This window comes from Solibacillus sp. FSL W8-0372 (assembly GCF_037969735.1).
Taxonomy (GTDB): domain Bacteria; phylum Bacillota; class Bacilli; order Bacillales_A; family Planococcaceae; genus Solibacillus; species Solibacillus faecavium.
Genome location: NZ_CP150204.1, coordinates 3718918 through 3735960, shown reverse-complemented (window position 1 = coordinate 3735960; position 17043 = coordinate 3718918). Strand labels below are relative to the sequence as shown.

The 17043-nt window shown below is 36.2% G+C and carries 19 protein-coding genes; 11 read left to right on the top strand and 8 right to left on the bottom strand.

The features are described 5' to 3' along the window. A complete protein-coding gene (locus tag MKY13_RS19040; protein WP_339214482.1) occupies window positions 1-519 on the bottom strand; it encodes a DUF6773 family protein in 519 nt (172 codons plus the stop codon). Between the two features lie 183 nt (window positions 520-702). On the opposite strand from MKY13_RS19040, the gene MKY13_RS19035 reads away from it, so the two are divergent. Further along, on the top strand, window positions 703-1185 hold the full coding sequence (locus MKY13_RS19035; protein WP_191701442.1) for a GNAT family N-acetyltransferase: 483 nt from the start codon (window positions 703-705) through the stop codon (window positions 1183-1185). Between the two features lie 34 nt (window positions 1186-1219). Here MKY13_RS19035 and MKY13_RS19030 read toward each other — a convergent pair whose 3' ends face one another. The 3 genes from MKY13_RS19030 to MKY13_RS19020 form a co-directional block, all read right to left on the bottom strand. After that, a complete protein-coding gene (locus MKY13_RS19030) occupies window positions 1220-1651 on the bottom strand; it encodes a hypothetical protein (protein ID WP_191701441.1) in 432 nt (143 codons plus the stop codon). A 78-nt stretch (window positions 1652-1729) separates the two neighbouring features. Continuing rightward, window positions 1730-2902 carry an amidohydrolase gene (locus MKY13_RS19025; RefSeq protein ID WP_339214479.1) on the bottom strand — a complete coding sequence of 391 codons (1173 nt, stop codon included), beginning with the start codon at window positions 2900-2902 and terminating at the stop codon, window positions 1730-1732. Window positions 2903-2920: 18 nt separating this feature from the next. Next, window positions 2921-3460 (bottom strand): GNAT family protein, encoded by a 540-nt coding sequence (locus MKY13_RS19020; protein ID WP_339214477.1) that lies wholly within the window; start codon window positions 3458-3460, stop codon window positions 2921-2923. A gap of 424 nt (window positions 3461-3884) precedes the next feature. Here MKY13_RS19020 and MKY13_RS19015 point away from each other — a divergent pair, with 424 nt between their 5' ends. Beyond that, window positions 3885-5588, top strand: coding sequence for an EAL domain-containing protein (locus tag MKY13_RS19015; RefSeq protein WP_339214476.1), 1704 nt, complete (start codon window positions 3885-3887; stop codon window positions 5586-5588). A gap of 44 nt (window positions 5589-5632) precedes the next feature. Here the strand turns inward: MKY13_RS19015 and MKY13_RS19010 are convergent, their stop codons facing one another. Next, a complete protein-coding gene (locus MKY13_RS19010) occupies window positions 5633-6037 on the bottom strand; it encodes a PH domain-containing protein (protein ID WP_225231361.1) in 405 nt (134 codons plus the stop codon). Window positions 6038-6173: 136 nt separating this feature from the next. Further along, window positions 6174-7385, bottom strand: a complete 1212-nt coding sequence (locus tag MKY13_RS19005; protein WP_191701437.1) for an FAD-binding oxidoreductase — start codon at window positions 7383-7385, stop codon at window positions 6174-6176. 119 nt (window positions 7386-7504) lie between these two features. On the opposite strand from MKY13_RS19005, the gene MKY13_RS19000 reads away from it, so the two are divergent. The 4 genes from MKY13_RS19000 to MKY13_RS18985 all read left to right on the top strand — a co-directional run bounded on the left by MKY13_RS19000 (window position 7505) and on the right by MKY13_RS18985 (window position 10078). After that, the gene (locus tag MKY13_RS19000) at window positions 7505-8164 is read left to right on the top strand and encodes a phospholipid phosphatase (RefSeq protein WP_339214473.1); all 660 of its coding nucleotides are present in this window, start codon (window positions 7505-7507) and stop codon (window positions 8162-8164) included. Window positions 8165-8282: 118 nt separating this feature from the next. Continuing rightward, window positions 8283-8597, top strand: coding sequence for a PadR family transcriptional regulator (locus tag MKY13_RS18995; protein WP_191701435.1), 315 nt, complete (start codon window positions 8283-8285; stop codon window positions 8595-8597). A 1-nt stretch (window position 8598) separates the two neighbouring features. After that, window positions 8599-9645 carry a DUF4097 family beta strand repeat-containing protein gene (locus MKY13_RS18990; protein ID WP_339214471.1) on the top strand — a complete coding sequence of 349 codons (1047 nt, stop codon included), beginning with the start codon at window positions 8599-8601 and terminating at the stop codon, window positions 9643-9645. A 76-nt stretch (window positions 9646-9721) separates the two neighbouring features. Next, complete coding sequence (locus tag MKY13_RS18985) at window positions 9722-10078, top strand: hypothetical protein (protein WP_191701433.1); 357 nt, start codon at window positions 9722-9724, stop codon at window positions 10076-10078. A gap of 343 nt (window positions 10079-10421) precedes the next feature. On the opposite strand, the gene MKY13_RS18980 is transcribed toward MKY13_RS18985, so the two are convergent. Together MKY13_RS18980 and MKY13_RS18975 are read right to left on the bottom strand one after the other, a co-directional pair. After that, a complete protein-coding gene (locus MKY13_RS18980) occupies window positions 10422-12134 on the bottom strand; it encodes an ABC transporter ATP-binding protein (RefSeq protein ID WP_339214469.1) in 1713 nt (570 codons plus the stop codon). Then, complete coding sequence (locus tag MKY13_RS18975) at window positions 12131-12865, bottom strand: MerR family transcriptional regulator (protein WP_339214467.1); 735 nt, start codon at window positions 12863-12865, stop codon at window positions 12131-12133. Before MKY13_RS18975 ends, MKY13_RS18980 begins: the two co-directional genes overlap by 4 nt. A gap of 335 nt (window positions 12866-13200) precedes the next feature. On the opposite strand from MKY13_RS18975, the gene MKY13_RS18970 reads away from it, so the two are divergent. The 5 genes from MKY13_RS18970 (at window position 13201) to ahpC (ending at window position 16949) form a co-directional block, all read left to right on the top strand. After that, the gene (locus MKY13_RS18970; RefSeq protein WP_191701430.1) at window positions 13201-14757 is read left to right on the top strand and encodes an NlpC/P60 family protein; all 1557 of its coding nucleotides are present in this window, start codon (window positions 13201-13203) and stop codon (window positions 14755-14757) included. A 120-nt stretch (window positions 14758-14877) separates the two neighbouring features. Further along, window positions 14878-15282: a DUF948 domain-containing protein gene (locus MKY13_RS18965; RefSeq protein WP_191701429.1), complete on the top strand. Its 405-nt coding sequence runs from the start codon at window positions 14878-14880 to the stop codon at window positions 15280-15282. Window positions 15283-15667: 385 nt separating this feature from the next. After that, window positions 15668-15790 (top strand): hypothetical protein, encoded by a 123-nt coding sequence (locus MKY13_RS18960; protein ID WP_263617280.1) that lies wholly within the window; start codon window positions 15668-15670, stop codon window positions 15788-15790. A 24-nt stretch (window positions 15791-15814) separates the two neighbouring features. Beyond that, complete coding sequence (locus MKY13_RS18955) at window positions 15815-15937, top strand: hypothetical protein (RefSeq protein ID WP_263617279.1); 123 nt, start codon at window positions 15815-15817, stop codon at window positions 15935-15937. Window positions 15938-16385: 448 nt separating this feature from the next. Further along, the gene (gene ahpC, locus MKY13_RS18950; protein WP_191701428.1) at window positions 16386-16949 is read left to right on the top strand and encodes an alkyl hydroperoxide reductase subunit C; all 564 of its coding nucleotides are present in this window, start codon (window positions 16386-16388) and stop codon (window positions 16947-16949) included. Window positions 16950-17043: the final 94 nt, after the last annotated feature.

The following is a 17043-nucleotide window of genomic DNA, read 5'->3' as shown; positions in this document are numbered from 1 at the left end:
TCACCACGTATCTTCATCATCTTTTAACATCTTATCATTTACTTGTTTGCTTTTCTTCAAAGCTGATTGATACCCAATAAATAAAAATAGTGCTAGAAACGGTGCGTAAAAAAGCAATGAAACTAAAAATACCATAAAGAAATATTCAATCGCCTGGGCATTACTGTCTGCATAATTGATACCGCTATTTAATCCCATTGCTAAAGCGATTACGACACCAGTAAAAATACCGATAAGAATAGTCTTGGTGCTATAGCGGAATTTACTATTTGCATCATGAATTTCCACCTCTTCCGATAAAACCCCAGTATACATCGCGCGGTAACTATAATAACCACCGCATGCTATTAAGATAATAAGTTCAGTTGCTACATACTCGACACCGCGACCGTAAATTACCATTTTAGTAATCAATGAAATAAGACAAATAATAGATACGATGTAGTATATTTCACGGTAAATTTTGTTTTGTAAATTTTGCACACGTTCATCAACAATTTTTCGTTTAAATAGCCCCATAAATAACGCCCCTTTATTTAATTTGATAATTTCATTATACAATATAAATTACATAATGCAATTTATATATGTCATAAAGTAATTTATTTTTTGCTTAAAAAATTCAATGAAATGACTGTTATTGTATTTTAATTAATGTTATGTTATTTTTATACATTCATTTCAAATGCGGAGGTTATATAAATGCTTGATACGATTAGAGGCGTTACAGATGGGGAGCAAATTATAAAAGTAATTCATGCAGCTTTTAAACGTTATGAAGATGATCCGATGCCCTCGAGTGCATTAACTGAAACGGCATCAACAATTAAAAAAGAGCTTGAAAGTAATGTACTTATATTTGGTGCAGAAGTTCTAGGGCAGCTTGCTGGGGTTGTAAAGGTTAGATGTTTTAAAGATCATTTTTACTTTTCAAGATTATCAGTGTTGCCTGAATTCCAAGGGCAAGGAATCGCAAGTGCGATTGTAAGATATATCGAAAAGCAGGCAATAGAAGAGCAGATACCTTATGTCCGCTGCAAAGTTCGGAAATCGGAAGGGGATAATATTCGTTTATATAAGAAGCTTGGGTACCATATTTCACAAGAAGAAGTAATGACGAGCCCATTAGGTTTTGTTATGGAGACAGTAACGATGGAAAAGGAGGTTGATTGGGGAGAAAATTAAACCACCAACAAGATTACTGTTAGTGGTTGTATAATTATTTCACCTCTATACTAAACACATAAGAGGCACTTCCTTTACTCCAACGACTGGAAACAACATAAATATAATTGCCGCGTTCCTTTGGGGCAGTAATTGTATTATTCACAAATTCTATTTCACCGATATTTTCATTGTTCCAAACTGATATAGAAATCTCTTCAGTTGGTTTTTTATTAAACTTGATTTGAAGTTTGCTTTGGGGTGCCACAACCGTTGGAACTACCCTCTTTTCTTTTATCTGTTCGGAAGGTGAGATGTAATCGACACATTGCTGTCGCCAGATTTCATTCCAACAATAAGAACTTTTCAAAACCGTCACCCTTCTATCATCTGTAGTAACCGATGCATTGGGCACACCGCTATTTGTTATAATAAAAATGACTATAAGTACAATGGAAAGCAAAGCGACTATTCTAAGAGCCTTCATACATCAACTCTCCTCTCCTTGGGTAAATAAGTAAGGATCTATCTGGAAAGTAGACTTAGATAGATCCTAAAAAAATTTTTATTTAATTACTCCATGGAGTGTTAAGGCTTGTAAAAAGACTTCACTAATATGCAACATAGATTGCTCATCAACATCAAATTTCGGGTGGTGATGCGGGTAAATAGCATTAATGTCGTCATTACCGCCACCAACAAAGAAAAATGTACCTGGTTTTTCCTGCAAATAATACGTGAAATCTTCAGCGCCCATACGAGGCGGGGCATCAATTACTTCAAGCTCTGGTAAATGAACTACTACTGCTTCACGTAGTGCGGCTGTTTCAGCGGGATGATTGTAAACTGCATCATAACCGCGTGTATAGTGGAAATCGAGCTTTGCATCATATTGAATTTCAATGGCTCTGCATAAATTATTCATTTTTTGCTCAACCATATCGCGCACATCGGGATTGAATGTACGTACTGTCCCTGTTAAATAGGCTTTATCAGGTATGACATTGCCGACAGTACCACTTTCAATTTTTCCAACGGTAATAACAGCCGATTCAATCGGATCAGTATTACGGCTTACAATCGGCTGTACACCGAAAACAAATTGAGCTGCAGCGACAATTGGATCAATTGTTTCATGTGGAGCTGCACCGTGACCGCCTTTTCCTTGAATTGTCAGTTCAAAAAAGTCTGCAGCGGCCATCGCATATTCTTCGCAAAACAGCACCGTACCGAGTTCGCTCCATGAAGCAACATGTGCACCATATACGTAATCGACCCCATCCAAACAACCTGCCTCTACCATAGCCTTTGCACCACCGGGAACAACTTCTTCTGCAAACTGGTGAATAAAAACGATATTGCCGTGTAGAACTTCACGTGCATCGGCAAGTGCTTTGGCTAAACCAAGAAGTGCAGCAGTATGAATGTCGTGCCCACATGCATGACTAACACCTTCTATTTTAGATTTGTAGGGTACATCTTTTTCATCTTGAATTGGGAGTGCGTCAAAATCTGCACGAAATGCAATGGTTGGTCCATCAAATGCCCCTTTTAGAAAGCCGACAACGCCATTACCGCCAACATTTTCTTTCACTTCAATTCCAAATGAAGCGAGTTTTTCGGCAATAAGTTTTGGTGTATTTACTTCTTTAAAAGAAAGCTCAGGATACATGTGTAAATGTCTTCGAATATCAATCATCTCACCAAGATTTGCCTGAAGTTTTTCCGAAATGCTCATCTCATCCACCCCTAAATTTTATTGATGTAAAGCTTCCCATTCTTCTCGTAAAATGCCCATACGAATCGAATCATAATAATGACCATCATAATAACGGACTTTACGAATGCGCGCTTCCATTTGCATGCCGAGTTTTTCACCGACCCGCATCATGCGTTCATTGCCTGACCAAGTGGTGAATCCAACCCGAACTAGTGGCATAGATTCAAATAAATGTTCAATCCATAATTTCAATGCGCGTGTGCCGAGGCCTTTACCCCAAGAGCCAGCTTCGTGCAAAACAATGCCGATTTCTAGCCATTTAGACGGCTTATGCTCCCAATAATACGTAATAATCCCGCGTACGACACCAGCTCCTTCAATAACCCAAAAGCTATCATCGCCAATCCATTCACGCCCTGTTTGAATGAAGTTTTCGTAAGGCTTGGCTTTATGCGGATAGTAAGGGGCATCCCACTTTTTCCACTCAGGCTGCTCCTCTTTATAAATAAGCTCCCATAAGCGTTTCATATCATTTTCATTAATTGGTCGAATCGTTAATTCTTGATCGTTATACATTGTTTTCCTCTTTTCAATTGTTCTTTTCCTTACTAGATTGAAAAGAGCATAGTGTCTACTTTTCAATCACCTTTGCCATGTTTTTCATCCGAACCATCCTTTCTATAATTAAGTTGATACTATTTTATCAGAAAATTAAGTGAAATATAAATAGAGTTTTACTAAAAAGGAAATTAAAGGGTGTATAATATATTGATTTTATAAAATCTTCCATTCTAATAGAAAATAATATGGATAGGCAAGGAGATAATTGTGGTAGATTGTAAAAATAGGAGTAAAAGGTAAAGATTAATGAAAATGAGCCGAATTTAATGATATGTACTATTAATATTGTTTATTTAGAACTATAATAACTCATTAAAGAGGCACTGGTAATATAATATAGTAATAGAAAATATTCACAAGATAAATGTGAGGTGGAGGAATGGTTAAAATAGAAGAGACAAATGTCCTAGGTTCAATGCAACTTACAGTAGAAGAATTACAAAATATAAAATTGGCATTAGACGAAGCCTCCATTTTAGCTGTTACTGACCAACGCGGTGTAATTACAATGGTAAATGACCGATTTTGTGAAATATCTAAATATGAAAGAAATGAGCTAATTGGACAGGACCACCGACTGTTAAACTCAGCTTACCACCCGAAAACATTTTTTAAGGAAATGTGGCGTACAATTGGTTCAGGGCAAACGTGGCATGGGGAGATTTGTAACTGTGCTAAAGATGGATCAATATATTGGGTGCAAACAACGATTGTCCCTTTTCTAAACTCTAAAGGAAAACCGTATCAATATATTTCTATACGTTCAGATATTACAGCTCGGAAGAAAATCGGAGAAATGATACATATCGCCCATCATGATGATTTGACAGGACTACAAAATCGCCGTCAATTAATAAATGACTTAAATAAATTGATAGAAGTAGAAAAACAGCCGTTCACTCTTATGCTATTTGATGTAAATCGCTTTAAAAATATTAATGATGGTTTAGGTCATCATATAGGTGATATTTTTTTGGTGGAAATAGCTCAACGCATGAAAACTTTAAATAGTGATGAGGTCACTTTTTATCGATTAAGTGGCGATGAGTTTGTTTGTATTTTAAAGGAGCCATCATTACTAGAAAAAATTGTGGATGATCTCCAAATTCAATTTCAGCGGCAATTTGATTTAAATAATCATAAATTTTATGCATCGATTAGCATAGGCGCCGTGAATTACCCCGATCATGGTCAGTCAGCGCAGGACATCCTAAAATATGCAGATATTGCGATGTATGAAGCGAAGAAAAGCAATAATAAAGGCTATGTAATGTATAAAAAGCAGCAACGTTTTTCACATAATCAAATGCTGAAATTAGAAACGAGATTGCATGATGCAATTATTAACGAGGCATTTGAACTATATTACCAACCTAAAGTAAATTTGCAGACGAATGAAATTGATGGAATGGAAGCACTTATTCGCTGGTTTGATGATGAACTTGGCTTTGTAGCCCCGGACCAATTTATACCCTTTGCTGAAGAGGTTGGTTTTATAACGGATATTAGTGAATGGGTCATTGCTAAAGCTGGACGCCAAGTTATGATATGGAATGAACAATTTAACTTGAACATGCGAGTGGCTGTTAATATTTCACCAAGCCACTTAAAAGCAGAAAATTTTATTGAGCGATTGAAAAATATATTAAAAGCCAATGAGATTTCTCCGAATTCATTGGAAATAGAAATTACTGAAATGAGTTTTCTAGATCAAAATGCAGATTTACTAAGCACAATAACGCAATTGAAAGAAATGGGGATTACATTAGCGATTGATGATTTTGGTACAGGCTACTCGTCACTGAGCTATTTGAAAAGATTTCCGGTAGACCTGTTGAAAATTGATCGTTCGTTCATCCATGAAATGTATAAAAATGAAGCGGATGTTGCAATGGTAGCAGCTATTATTACTTTAGCGCGGGCACTCGATTTAAAAATAGTTGCAGAAGGTGTCGAGGAATATAAAGACTTATTGCTACTACGTGATTTTAATTGTGAGTTTGTCCAAGGCTATTATTACAGCCGACCATTAACTATTGAAGATTTTTCAAAACGATTAATTGAAAAGGGCATACAAGTATAACGATCCACGCATGTTGATGTATTGTGCATGCGTGGTATTTTAAGTTATGGAATTAACTTTATATTTGGGTTTATTTCGAGCAGTCTTTTAACAAAGCCTTCTTTGTCCTTAGGGGAGACAAGGATGACCTCACTAAAAGTAGTATTATATGTAATTTCGATACGGTCTATTGACATTGCGGGTGCAGAAAGCGGATTTTTCGATGGGCGTAAGCTTCGTATTTGTTTAATGTTAATACGTTTCTTATAAATGCCGCCATATACAATTAGCTCTTCACCCTCGATAATATATTTTGTTCCAAAAAATAATGTTGCTAACAAAACGATTACAATTGTAGTAACTAGCATTAAAATTGCATTAGGTTCCGTTATTACTCCATAAATCATTGAAATAGGTACAGCGAGAAAAATAGCTGCCATCCACCAATCAACCTTTGATTTGAAAATCAATATAATTCCCCCCTTAAATAATGTATTAATTATATTGTAAATGGATGTAATTATACTAATCAATGAAACTTTAGGAAGCTGAAAATAAAAAGCCATGGATGTCTTTGCGAACTAATAGACAAACCATGGCGGTTATTTATTTAATACCATATTTACGGTCTAATGTAACAATACGTGCATCGGCATTAGGTCGGTTCATGATTAAGTCAGCTATAATTTTTGATCCGAGCATGCTATAAACCGTACCGTTGCCGCCAAAGCCAAGCAAATAATAATGATTTGGTTCTTGCGGATGTTGCCCAATGAATGGTAGGTGGTCCAATGATTCGCCGAACGATGCACAATATTTATATGGTGCATGAAAGGTTTCGTTAGGTAATAACTCATGGAGTTTATCGAGTAGGCTACTTGCCATTGCATCAACCTTTGTTTCATGTTTGGCAGGTGATGCCTTCTTTTCATCCAATCCTCCTATTATAATGCGGTTGTCCATCGTCTTTCTCATATATAAATATGGACGGGCTGTTTCCCAAATGAGTGCGTTTTCATACCAACCCTCGAAGCTCGGTTTTTGCTCAGTAACAATCGCATAAGAACGATTAATGTCTGCCCCTTCCATTGTTCCGTATGGAAGGCGCTCATAACCGGTTGTATAGACAATGCGGGATGCTTTAAAGTCACCATTCATTGTCCGAAGTATAACCTCATTTCCTTCGTTTTCAATAACATTGGCAAACGTATTTTCAAATAAATCCATTCCTTGATCTATTAGCTGCTCTGCTAAAGAGACAACAAGTTTATAAGGATTTACTTCTGCATCATTATTCGTGTACAATGCAGCTGGCGCTTTAAAAGGCAACCGCTTTTCTACGATAAGTTCGTTCCAAAACTCAGCAGGAAATCCGTGTTTAACCAACATTTCACACTCTTTTTCCAGTAGTTTTACATCGCCCTTTTTACTTGCAAAACAAATGCTTGGGCGACGTATAAAATCTGCCTGATCGAGTAATGAAGATGTTATTTCCTCTAATTGATCAACTGCTTCATAGCAAAGTTTATAAAAGCGTACGGCATCCTCTTCACCTATCAATTCGCTCAGTTCATGTAACTGAATGTCATTTGAATATTGGAGAAGCCCTGTATTTGCGGCAGTACTGCCATAGCCGAGTTCATTTCTTTCTAGTACGGCTACGGTTAATCCCTCATCCATTAATGCCTTTGCTGTTAATACTCCACTCATACCAGCGCCAACTACGATGGCATCATAATGCGGTTTAATGGGTGGGTTTGAATGTTGTTTTTTTACGAATGTACTAGGCCAAAACAATAAACCGTTGTGTAATTCCATAAATAATCCCCCTTATAATCATCTAGAGAATAATTCCCGCTTGATACCATTTCTAATCTTTAAATTTTATAAAATTGGGTAAAAGAGGAAAGAGTTGAAATTAGGAGGAGGTATTGTAAATGGATCCTTATATTTTCGGATTTTTCGCATTAGCTTATATTGTTATCTTGATTTGGGGAATTGTGAAGCATAAAAAAACAGCCTCGGCTATTATATTTTTTGTTATTCTTGCCCTTATTTATGATAATGCAATATTAGCGGTAGGGCATTTATTTGGAGAAGGGGAGTTACTGAAAAATTTAAGCTATGGACGATTTTGGCTTCACGCAATCTTTACCCCAACTTTGATCATTTTTTCATTACTTGTCATGAGAGAAGCGAACATTGAATTTGCATATAAAAAATGGGTTGCCTTTTCATTTGGTGCATTATGGATTGTGGCAATGATTGTCGAGTATTTTATGGAATTAAGCGGTCTTGAACTCGCACCGAAAGAGTCATATGGAGTACTTAACTATAGTACAACTGAAGACGCATCAGGACCACCGCTCATGATTTTAATAGTTCTTGTGGCGTTATTAATTGCTGCAGTTACGCTTGCCTGGAAAAGAAAGTGGTGGTGGATGCTTGTCGGAACCATCTTTATGACAATCGGCAGTGCGGTTCCTATTGATATCGGGAGCGATGCGATTACAAATGCATTCGAATTATTTTTAATTGCAACATTGATGTGGACAGCTATCCATTTCTCTAATGATAGAGCTTATAAAAGGTTTTAAAAAAGTTGTGCTAAGTTTTTTACTTAGCACAATTATTTTTTGTACACTACCTTGCAATGAACAGTAGTGTTTGATACACTACTGTATATAAAACAATAGTGAGGTGTGAGGTGAAGTAGTGAATCCTCAATTTAAAAAAGGTGTATTGAATTTATGTGTACTCGCCTTGTTAGAGCAGAAAGATATGTACGGATATGAGCTTGTCCAGGCGATCTCAACACAAATAGAAATTTCAGAAGGCTCGGTCTATCCGTTATTGCGAAGGCTCACAAAAGATGGGCTTTTCACAACGTACTTAATGGAGTCTACAGAGGGACCACCACGCAAATATTATCAAATTACCGAACAAGGCATTGAACAACTAAACAGCTTACGTAATGAATGGGAAAGTTTTATTTCAGGTGTAAATACTTTAATTCAAGGGAGCAAATAAAATGAACGAACAACAATTTTTAATTTTACTTGATCACCATTTAGAAAAATTACAGCAGCAAGAGCGTGAGGATATTCGCCGAGACTTTGAGGAGTATTTCGAAAATGGCCGTGCCGAGGGAAAAACGACAGAGGAAATCATTCAATCGTTCGGAAATATAAAGGAGCTGGCCGAAGAACTTCTTGCCTCATATGATGAAGAGGATTTTACAGAGAATATGGCCATTATGAAAAATGATGAAACGATCCCATATCGCAATGTAGAGATAGAAGCTGACGGAGTGAACATATTAATTATTCCAACAGATGCTAGTGAGGCAATGATTGAAGCAAAGGATAAGGACAACTTAACAGAAGCATCGATGGAAATTAAAAACGACACACTTTTTATTTCCGTAAAGCGTCAAGAACAAGTTCGCCGTTTTTGGTTTATAACGATAGTAGGGTCAATCAATCCAATAGATACGGTCATTCATCTGCCGAAAAAACAATATGAGAAGCTCACAATTAATAATGACAGTGGTCGTATTAAGGTGTCCGAAACAGTCGCACAGCAATTTTATTTAAGATCAGATAACGGTCGTATTTTAACAGATCATATTCAAGGGAAGATGCTTGATGCTCACTCTGCTAATGGGCGTGTCGTACTTACAGAAACTAATATTAAAAACGTAAAAGCAAGTTCTAATAATGGTCGAATTATTGCAGAGAATGTAGTCGGTCAGCAACTACAATTAGAATCTGATAACGGGCGTGTAGAACTGAAAGATGTTGTAGGGGAAATTAAAGCACAGTCACGAAATGGACGGATTGTAGCTCAATTAAAAACTGTGCAATCTCCATTAAATTTTGCATCCGATAACGGGCAAATTTTATTGAGCACAGAAGGAAAGTTAGAAAATGTTGAAATTGAAAGTTCGACTGCCTGGGGTTCTGTCTCCATTTATAATGAAAAAACGTCGCATTATACACATGGAACGAAAGAACATCGAATTCAATTGAAAACTAGTAATGGGAAAATTACAGTAGAGGAACGTTTAGTCCAGTAATCATTGTCAAAATTAGAATTTCATCGTCAAAATCCGTATAATAAAACTAATGATAGTTGAAATGGAGTCGTTAACGATGAAAACATATAGCTTTAAATTATTTGGTGGCTATAAGGTGATGCTGGACCAAAAGGATATAATAATTGACTATGCGGGGGAGAAGTTCCTTTTTATAAAAAAAGCAAAACCTCGCAAAAAGGCCATTCCTTATCAGGAGATTTTACGAGTAGATTATAAGGAAGCCGGCATGACATTCGGCTATGTACGTCTTATTACTGAACAAAATGATCCATATGTTAGCAGTTCTTATGTTGCTCAGCATGATGAAAATGCCTGGATGGTAGAAAAAGATGAAATTGGTAAATTGAATGAAGTATTGGATTTACTGAAAAAACAATGTAAAAATATAGAGTTCGTTCATATGAAAGCTTAGCTAATATGCTAGGCTTTTTTGTTTGAAAACTAAATTAACATTGAACCGTTGATTTCCATTCCGGGACCGATGCTTTCCCCGGGCACGGCTCCAGCTAACTAAATTGCGCCTACCACGGCAGGCACAATTTAGTGGATCTTCCGCGCGTGCGTTTCCCGGTGGAGTCACGGTCCCTCCACTCCAATCAACTTATTAATTCCTTTAAATAGGAGAAATTTTTTAACAACTTGTCCCTGCTAAGCATCTAGTTGAAATTTATAATAAAAAGACAAAAGGCCTCTCGAGACATTTTGTCGACAATCGGAAGTACCCAATTTATTTTGGATACTTCCTTATATATATATTAAATTGTTTGCATTTTTGACCACAGCTGCTTGTAATAGGAGTGGGAGTTAATCAGTTCTTCATGTGTGCCTGCGCCTGAAAGCTGGCCTTCTTCAAATAGTAGTATTTGATCGGCATTTGTAATCGTTGAAAGACGGTGGGCGATAATAATCGTCGTCCGGTTTTTCATCAATGCCTGCAAAGCAAGCTGAACTTCCCGTTCTGATTCATTGTCTAAATTAGATGTTGCCTCATCTAATAATAATATTTGGGGGTTACGTAAAATTGCCCGGGCTATCGCAATTCGTTGTTTTTGGCCGCCGGATAATTTAATGCCGCCTTCACCAACCTCGGTATCCAAGCCCCGTTCCAATGCCATAACAAAATCATATGCATATGCAGCTCGTAACGCTTCCACAACCTGCTCCTCTGTTGCATCATGTTGACCGTATAATACATTTTCACGAATTGATCCGTTCATCAGCGGGGCATCTTGGGTTACATAGCCGAAGAGCTTCCGCCATTCATATAAGTTGTATTGTTCTATGTTCGTTTGTCCATATAAAATTTCACCATCTGTCACTTCATAAAAACGTTCAATTAAGGAAAACATCGTCGTTTTCCCCCCGCCACTAGTACTTACAAATGCGGTCGTTTTGCCAGCAGGAATCGTAAAGTTCATTCCTTTTAAAATAGGCTGCTCGGTATACTGAAATTTTACATTTTGAAAGGCGATTGCCTGTGCAGTAGTAGGGATAACAGACCCAGGAATCTTTTCAGTCGCCTGTGAAATGATGGATTGGATACGCTCTGTGGCACCGAGTGCTTTTTGTAATGCAGTAAAAAATGTAGCCATTTGTGTAAATGGAATAATAATTTGTACTAAATAAATCATTATCGCTACAAGTGCCCCTGAAGAAATTGCACCGGTAGAAACTTGAGTACCACCGTAACCGAACAAGAGAATTAGAACAACCATCATAATAAGTGTCATAATCGGGGACAAAATAGCTAAAATTTTAGCTTCCTTTAGACCGAATTGATAAAGCTGCTCTATACGGTTTTCTCCGCGTTCCTTTTCCAAACGCTCAGTTTGAGATGATTTCACGAGTCGAATATTCGATAATACCCGGCCTAGATGTCCGCTGAATGAAGCAAGTTCATCTTGATTGGCTTTTGCTATTTTATGCATTCTTTGTCCAAGCGGTATTGTGACAAAAATGGCAAGTGGCACAGCAATTAACATTAGCAATGTCATCTTCCAGTCAATCCACAATAAAATTGCTATCGCTCCAATAATGGAGAAAATACCTGAAACGAAGCTGACAAGATGACTCGTCACTAATTCTTTAACAACGCTTGTATCTTGTGTAATACGGCTCATCGTTTCACCCGATTCATGGGCATCAAAATAAGGTGTTTTTAAATGTAAAATGTGCTGCCATAGTGTATTGCGCAAATTTGCAACAATACGTTCTCCGAGCATGCGCATTAAGAAATAGGTAAGACCGCTTAGTATTGCTTGAATAACTAAAATGACCGCTACAGCGGTTACCGCTGTCCATGCAAATCCAGTACTCGAAAAATCATTGATCATATTCATAGTAAAGAGAGGCACAGCTAAAGATGCGAGTGTTTCAATAATGCTTAACATAAAAACAACTATAACTAATCTTTTTGGGAATCTGCTTCTTTTTACGAGTGCCCATAATTGCTTAAGTTGAACGTTCATGTAATAACCTCCTCTAGTATTTTTAACCGCTCAACTTGTTCCATTAACCAATTTTCCTCTTCAGTAGTGAAAGGAATTGAAAATAACCAATTATCAACTTCAATTGTCTCATATTTGCCGAATTCCTGAACTAAACTTTGCGCTAGATTCTGCGGAATAATACTAAATAAACGTTCGATTATCTCTTTTAAGTCAGTATCTGCAGGCGGACAAATAAAAGCTTGCTTTATTTCATGTACACTTTCAATATAGCGCCGATTAATTTCGATAAAGTTCATACCAAAATAGCTATATATACGGTCGATTAGTTGTTCAGGAATATATTGTCTTAAATAGTCCCTTTGAGCATCCTCTGTTAATAAACTATGAATGACGAGCAATAATGTAGTAGGATCAACCGCCGTATGTTCTTGGTGTATATGAATGGCAGTATCGATTGTTGAAATCATTTGTTCAAGTTGTTTTTTCTTTTTGAGTAACTGGTATTTTTGCTGTTCCAAAGATTCAAGTATGGAATCGTTCTTTTCCAGAAGTTCCTTAATATCCTCTAAAGAATAATCAAGGTATTTAAAAGTCACAATCTTTTGAACTGTAATTATACTGTCGTCATTATAATAGCGCTGTCCGCCATCAGAAATATAGGCCGGTTTCAGTAAGCCTTTTTCACCGTAGTACCGTAATGTACGAATTGTAATGCCAGTTTTTTTAGAAAATTCCCCAATAGAATACATTCATTTCCACCCCTTTATATGTAGTATAAAAGCTAACGTAACGTCACATGCAATAAAAAATATTTAAATAATATTCATATAAAAAAGTTATTACGTTATTGTCGAAAAGTGTTGCAATATGTTTCACGTGAAAACTTTTGACCTAAATTTAAACATATAAATAACCGAATATAATAAAAATTTGTAAAAATTAAAAAACATTAACAGAAAACATAGATAAAAAATACAATAAATACTATTATATTTAGTAAGAAAGAGTTTGGTTGTTAAGTAGATTTTCTGCTTTTTTATACAAATTAGTTTCCAACAACGACGATAGCGAGGAGAGAGTGTTTATGTTTCGAAGGATTTTGTTTCAATTTGTAGTAATATGTATTTTTTTGTCGGCAGCAAACGGTGTAGGGCATGCTAGTACATTTCCGGATGTTCAGCATGGCACAAAATTAAGCGAAGAGCTTACTGTTTTAAGTGATTTTGGTGGAGTCACGATAGTGCCAAATGAACCTTTTCGGGTAAATGATGCAATAACAAGGTATGAAGCGGCAGAACTTATCGTTCGAACAATGCAAATTGATTCTGAAGCTATAGCAATACCTACATATGAAGATATTTCAGTAGATGACCCTCGCATGCCAATTATTGCAGCAATTACAGAGCTACGTATTATGACAGGGTTTGAAGGTAAATTTAATCCTGATACAAAACTCACGCGTGCCCAGGCAGTGAAAATCCTTGCGCATGCTTTTAGCTTATCAGGGCAAGCAAAGGTGACTTATACAGATATTCCTAAAAATCATAGTGGGGCAAATGCCATTCAAGCTTTTGTAGCAAATCAAATTCTATTTCCTGCAAAAAACGAAAAGTTTAATCCAAACGCAATGATGACACGCGGGAATTTTGCTTCCTATGTTGCAAGAATTATCGAACCATCACTACGACCTACTGAACCAGAACAACCAGTTTTTGAAAGTTGTGTTAAAGAAACGAATAAAAAAAGATATGTAGTCGATGTTGCAGTAACAAATTTATGGAATAAACCAAATCAAGCACGTGCTGTTGATTATCCTTCAACGAAAAATCCAGTAGAAATGCAAAAGTGGGTTTCATCGTTAAGCTTATCTCAGAAAAAGTGGCTAGTTGGACGTACAGATACGCAAGCATTGTACGGGGATGAGGTTACGCTGCTTGATACAAAAGGGAAATGGCAACGAGTGGCGGCAAAAGATCAATATGTACCGTATTTAAAAGCGGGTTACCCAGGCTGGGTACCACAAAGCCATATCGCAACGACGAACAAAAATTACGATGACTGTGCCATTGCAATCATAACTTCACAAAAAGCACACTTGTTTGAGGAAGATGCAAAAACAAAATTTCTTCAAATTAGTTATGCGACGATTTTACCTGTAATCGATGAAGATAAAAAGTATTATTACGTCGAGACACCAAGTGATGGCGTTAAGCTATTAAAGAAGGGGGACGCAAAATCGTATACAGCATATAGCAAAGTGCCAAAACCAACAGCACAAACGATTATTAAAGAAGCGAAGCGTTATTTAGATCTACCGTATTTATGGGCAGGAACATCTTCATGGGGATATGATTGTTCAGGAATTTTATATGCGGTATTTAAAGCGCACGGCATTATGATACCCCGAGATTCATTTTACCAAGCGACAGGCGGGAAAGCAGTTGCAAAGAAAGACTTAAAGCCTGGAGACCTTGTATTTTTTGCTTATAATGGAGGCAAAGGGAAAGTATATCATGTCGGTCTGTATGTGGGGGAAGGTAAAATGCTGCATGCCCCACATTATGCGTCAAAAGTGAAAATTGAATCAATGAATAATGGCGTCTATAAAAAGAATTACTCAGGAGCAAGACGTTATTTATAAAAAATGAGGTGTGTTGAAAGAGAATCGGCTTTTAACACACTTTCGTTTTATTTTCGGATGTATTAATAATTGCCAAATGGGTATATGTATTAAAATAGAGGAAAAGAAGGAGGTATATTAATGAATAGTTGGCTTTTAGCTTCAATTATAATATTAGGAATAGCTGTTGTTGTCTTAGTAGGATGTATAGTAGCTGTCCTAGGGCCAATAAAAAAAATCGTCACTTTATTATTGGCACGTGTTGAAGGTATTCAAAAACAGATGAGCTATATTCAAACTGAAATGATAAAGTTAACGGAAACGATGGATCGTTTAAAAACAGATATTGAATTTAAAAAGGACTCGGTTCAATCTGTTATTCATTCAGTAAAAAATACCGGTACTGTATTAAACGAGGTGAGTGATGTTTCCCATGACAAGACTTCGGCTATTATGAAAAAGGCAAATAATGATCCACAACGACAAGCGGAAGTAAAAGAGTGGACTAATACAGTGATGAGTTATATAAACCGCAAAGCACAATGAGTAAAAGTATAAGGCTGTGTTAAAAGTCAGGTTGACTTTTAGCACAGTTTTTTTGGCTTGAAAAATAGAGCAAGCATAAAAAAGTGAGCAATGTATATTTATAATGGTCTTTGAAAGCGTTTTTATTCTGTGCTATAACAGATGATGCTAGCTAATGATCTATTCTTCTAAATTAAATTTAAAACCGATAAAAGTGAGGTGTCACAAAGTGTTCAAAGAAAGCGTTTTATTTTTGAACACATTGTGAAAAGGGAGATTTTCCGCTTTTAATTTTAGAAAAAGGGAGTACAATGTGAAGTAAGAAAGTTGTTATATAACAAGTCGCAAAAGTCATTGGGGAATAGGCTTTTTAAAATAATAGGTTTTAAAAAAGGAGAAATGAAACATGTGGGTAGTAACAGTATTTAACAACATTAATGATATACGTATGTTCGAGTATACGACTAAAAACGAAGCAGCAACAAAATTAGCAAAATATACAAATGCAGTTTTATCTTACACAAAATAAAACAATTCAAAGGAGCTGGAATTTATGTGGGTAGTAACTATTTTTAACAATCCAAACGATATTAGAATGTTTGAATATACAACGAAAAAAGAAGCATCGGCAATTTTAGCTCAATACAAAAATGCCGTATTATCTTTTACAAACTAATATTTGAAAAGTCTATGCTGTAAGTGAAAGCTTACTGCATAGACTTTTTTGCTTTTTAGGGGGAATACATAGAAGGTGATGCATCTTCTTTCTCATTTATTAGGATGAAATGATATGTTAAACGAGAATTGCCAGAATTAAAACGATTCGATTCTTTTAAAGGAGATAATGCTCTTAATATTTTATGAGACAATTATTTCTTCATAATTTATGTATACAAGAATAACGTATATATGAGAATTTACATTTATTTAAATACAATTTATTGTTTAATTGAATTATATCGATATTGAGTCATGCCAAAGAAATGCCCATTGTAGAAAGAAAATCTCGCAATTTATGTAGCTACTAGTTGACGAAATATTATTAATGTAAGATAATTTTAGATGGTAATAATAATTATTTTATAATAATTATTCAACGATATTTATATAGGAGGAATTTTATCATGGCATTAATCGGTAAAGAAATAGCACCATTCGCTGCAAAAGCATTCCAAAAAGGCGAATTCATCGACGTATCTTCAGAAAACTTCAAAGGACAATGGTCAGTAGTATGCTTCTACCCAGCAGACTTCACATTCGTTTGCCCAACTGAGTTAGAAGACCTACAAAACGAATATGCTACTTTAAAATCTTTAGGAGTAGAAGTTTACTCAGTATCAACTGACACACACTTCACTCACAAAGCATGGCATGATACTTCGGATGCTATCGGTAAGATCGAATACATCATGATTGGTGACCCATCACATACAATCTCTAAAGCATTTGACGTATTAAACGAAGAAGATGGTTTAGCAGAGCGCGGAACATTCATCATCGATCCAGATGGTATTGTACAAGCAGTAGAAATCAATGCTGGCGGTATCGGTCGTGACGCATCGATTTTAGTTAACAAAATTAAAGCAGCTCAATACGTACGTAACAATCCAGGTGAAGTTTGCCCAGCTAAATGGGAAGAAGGCGGAGATACGCTAACACCAAGCTTGGATCTAGTAGGTAAAATCTAATCTAACTTTTAAGTTTTAAGTTATAAATAACAATAAAAAGGCGGCAAAAAACAACCATTATGGCTTGATTTTTGTCGCTCTGTTTTTAACGTGG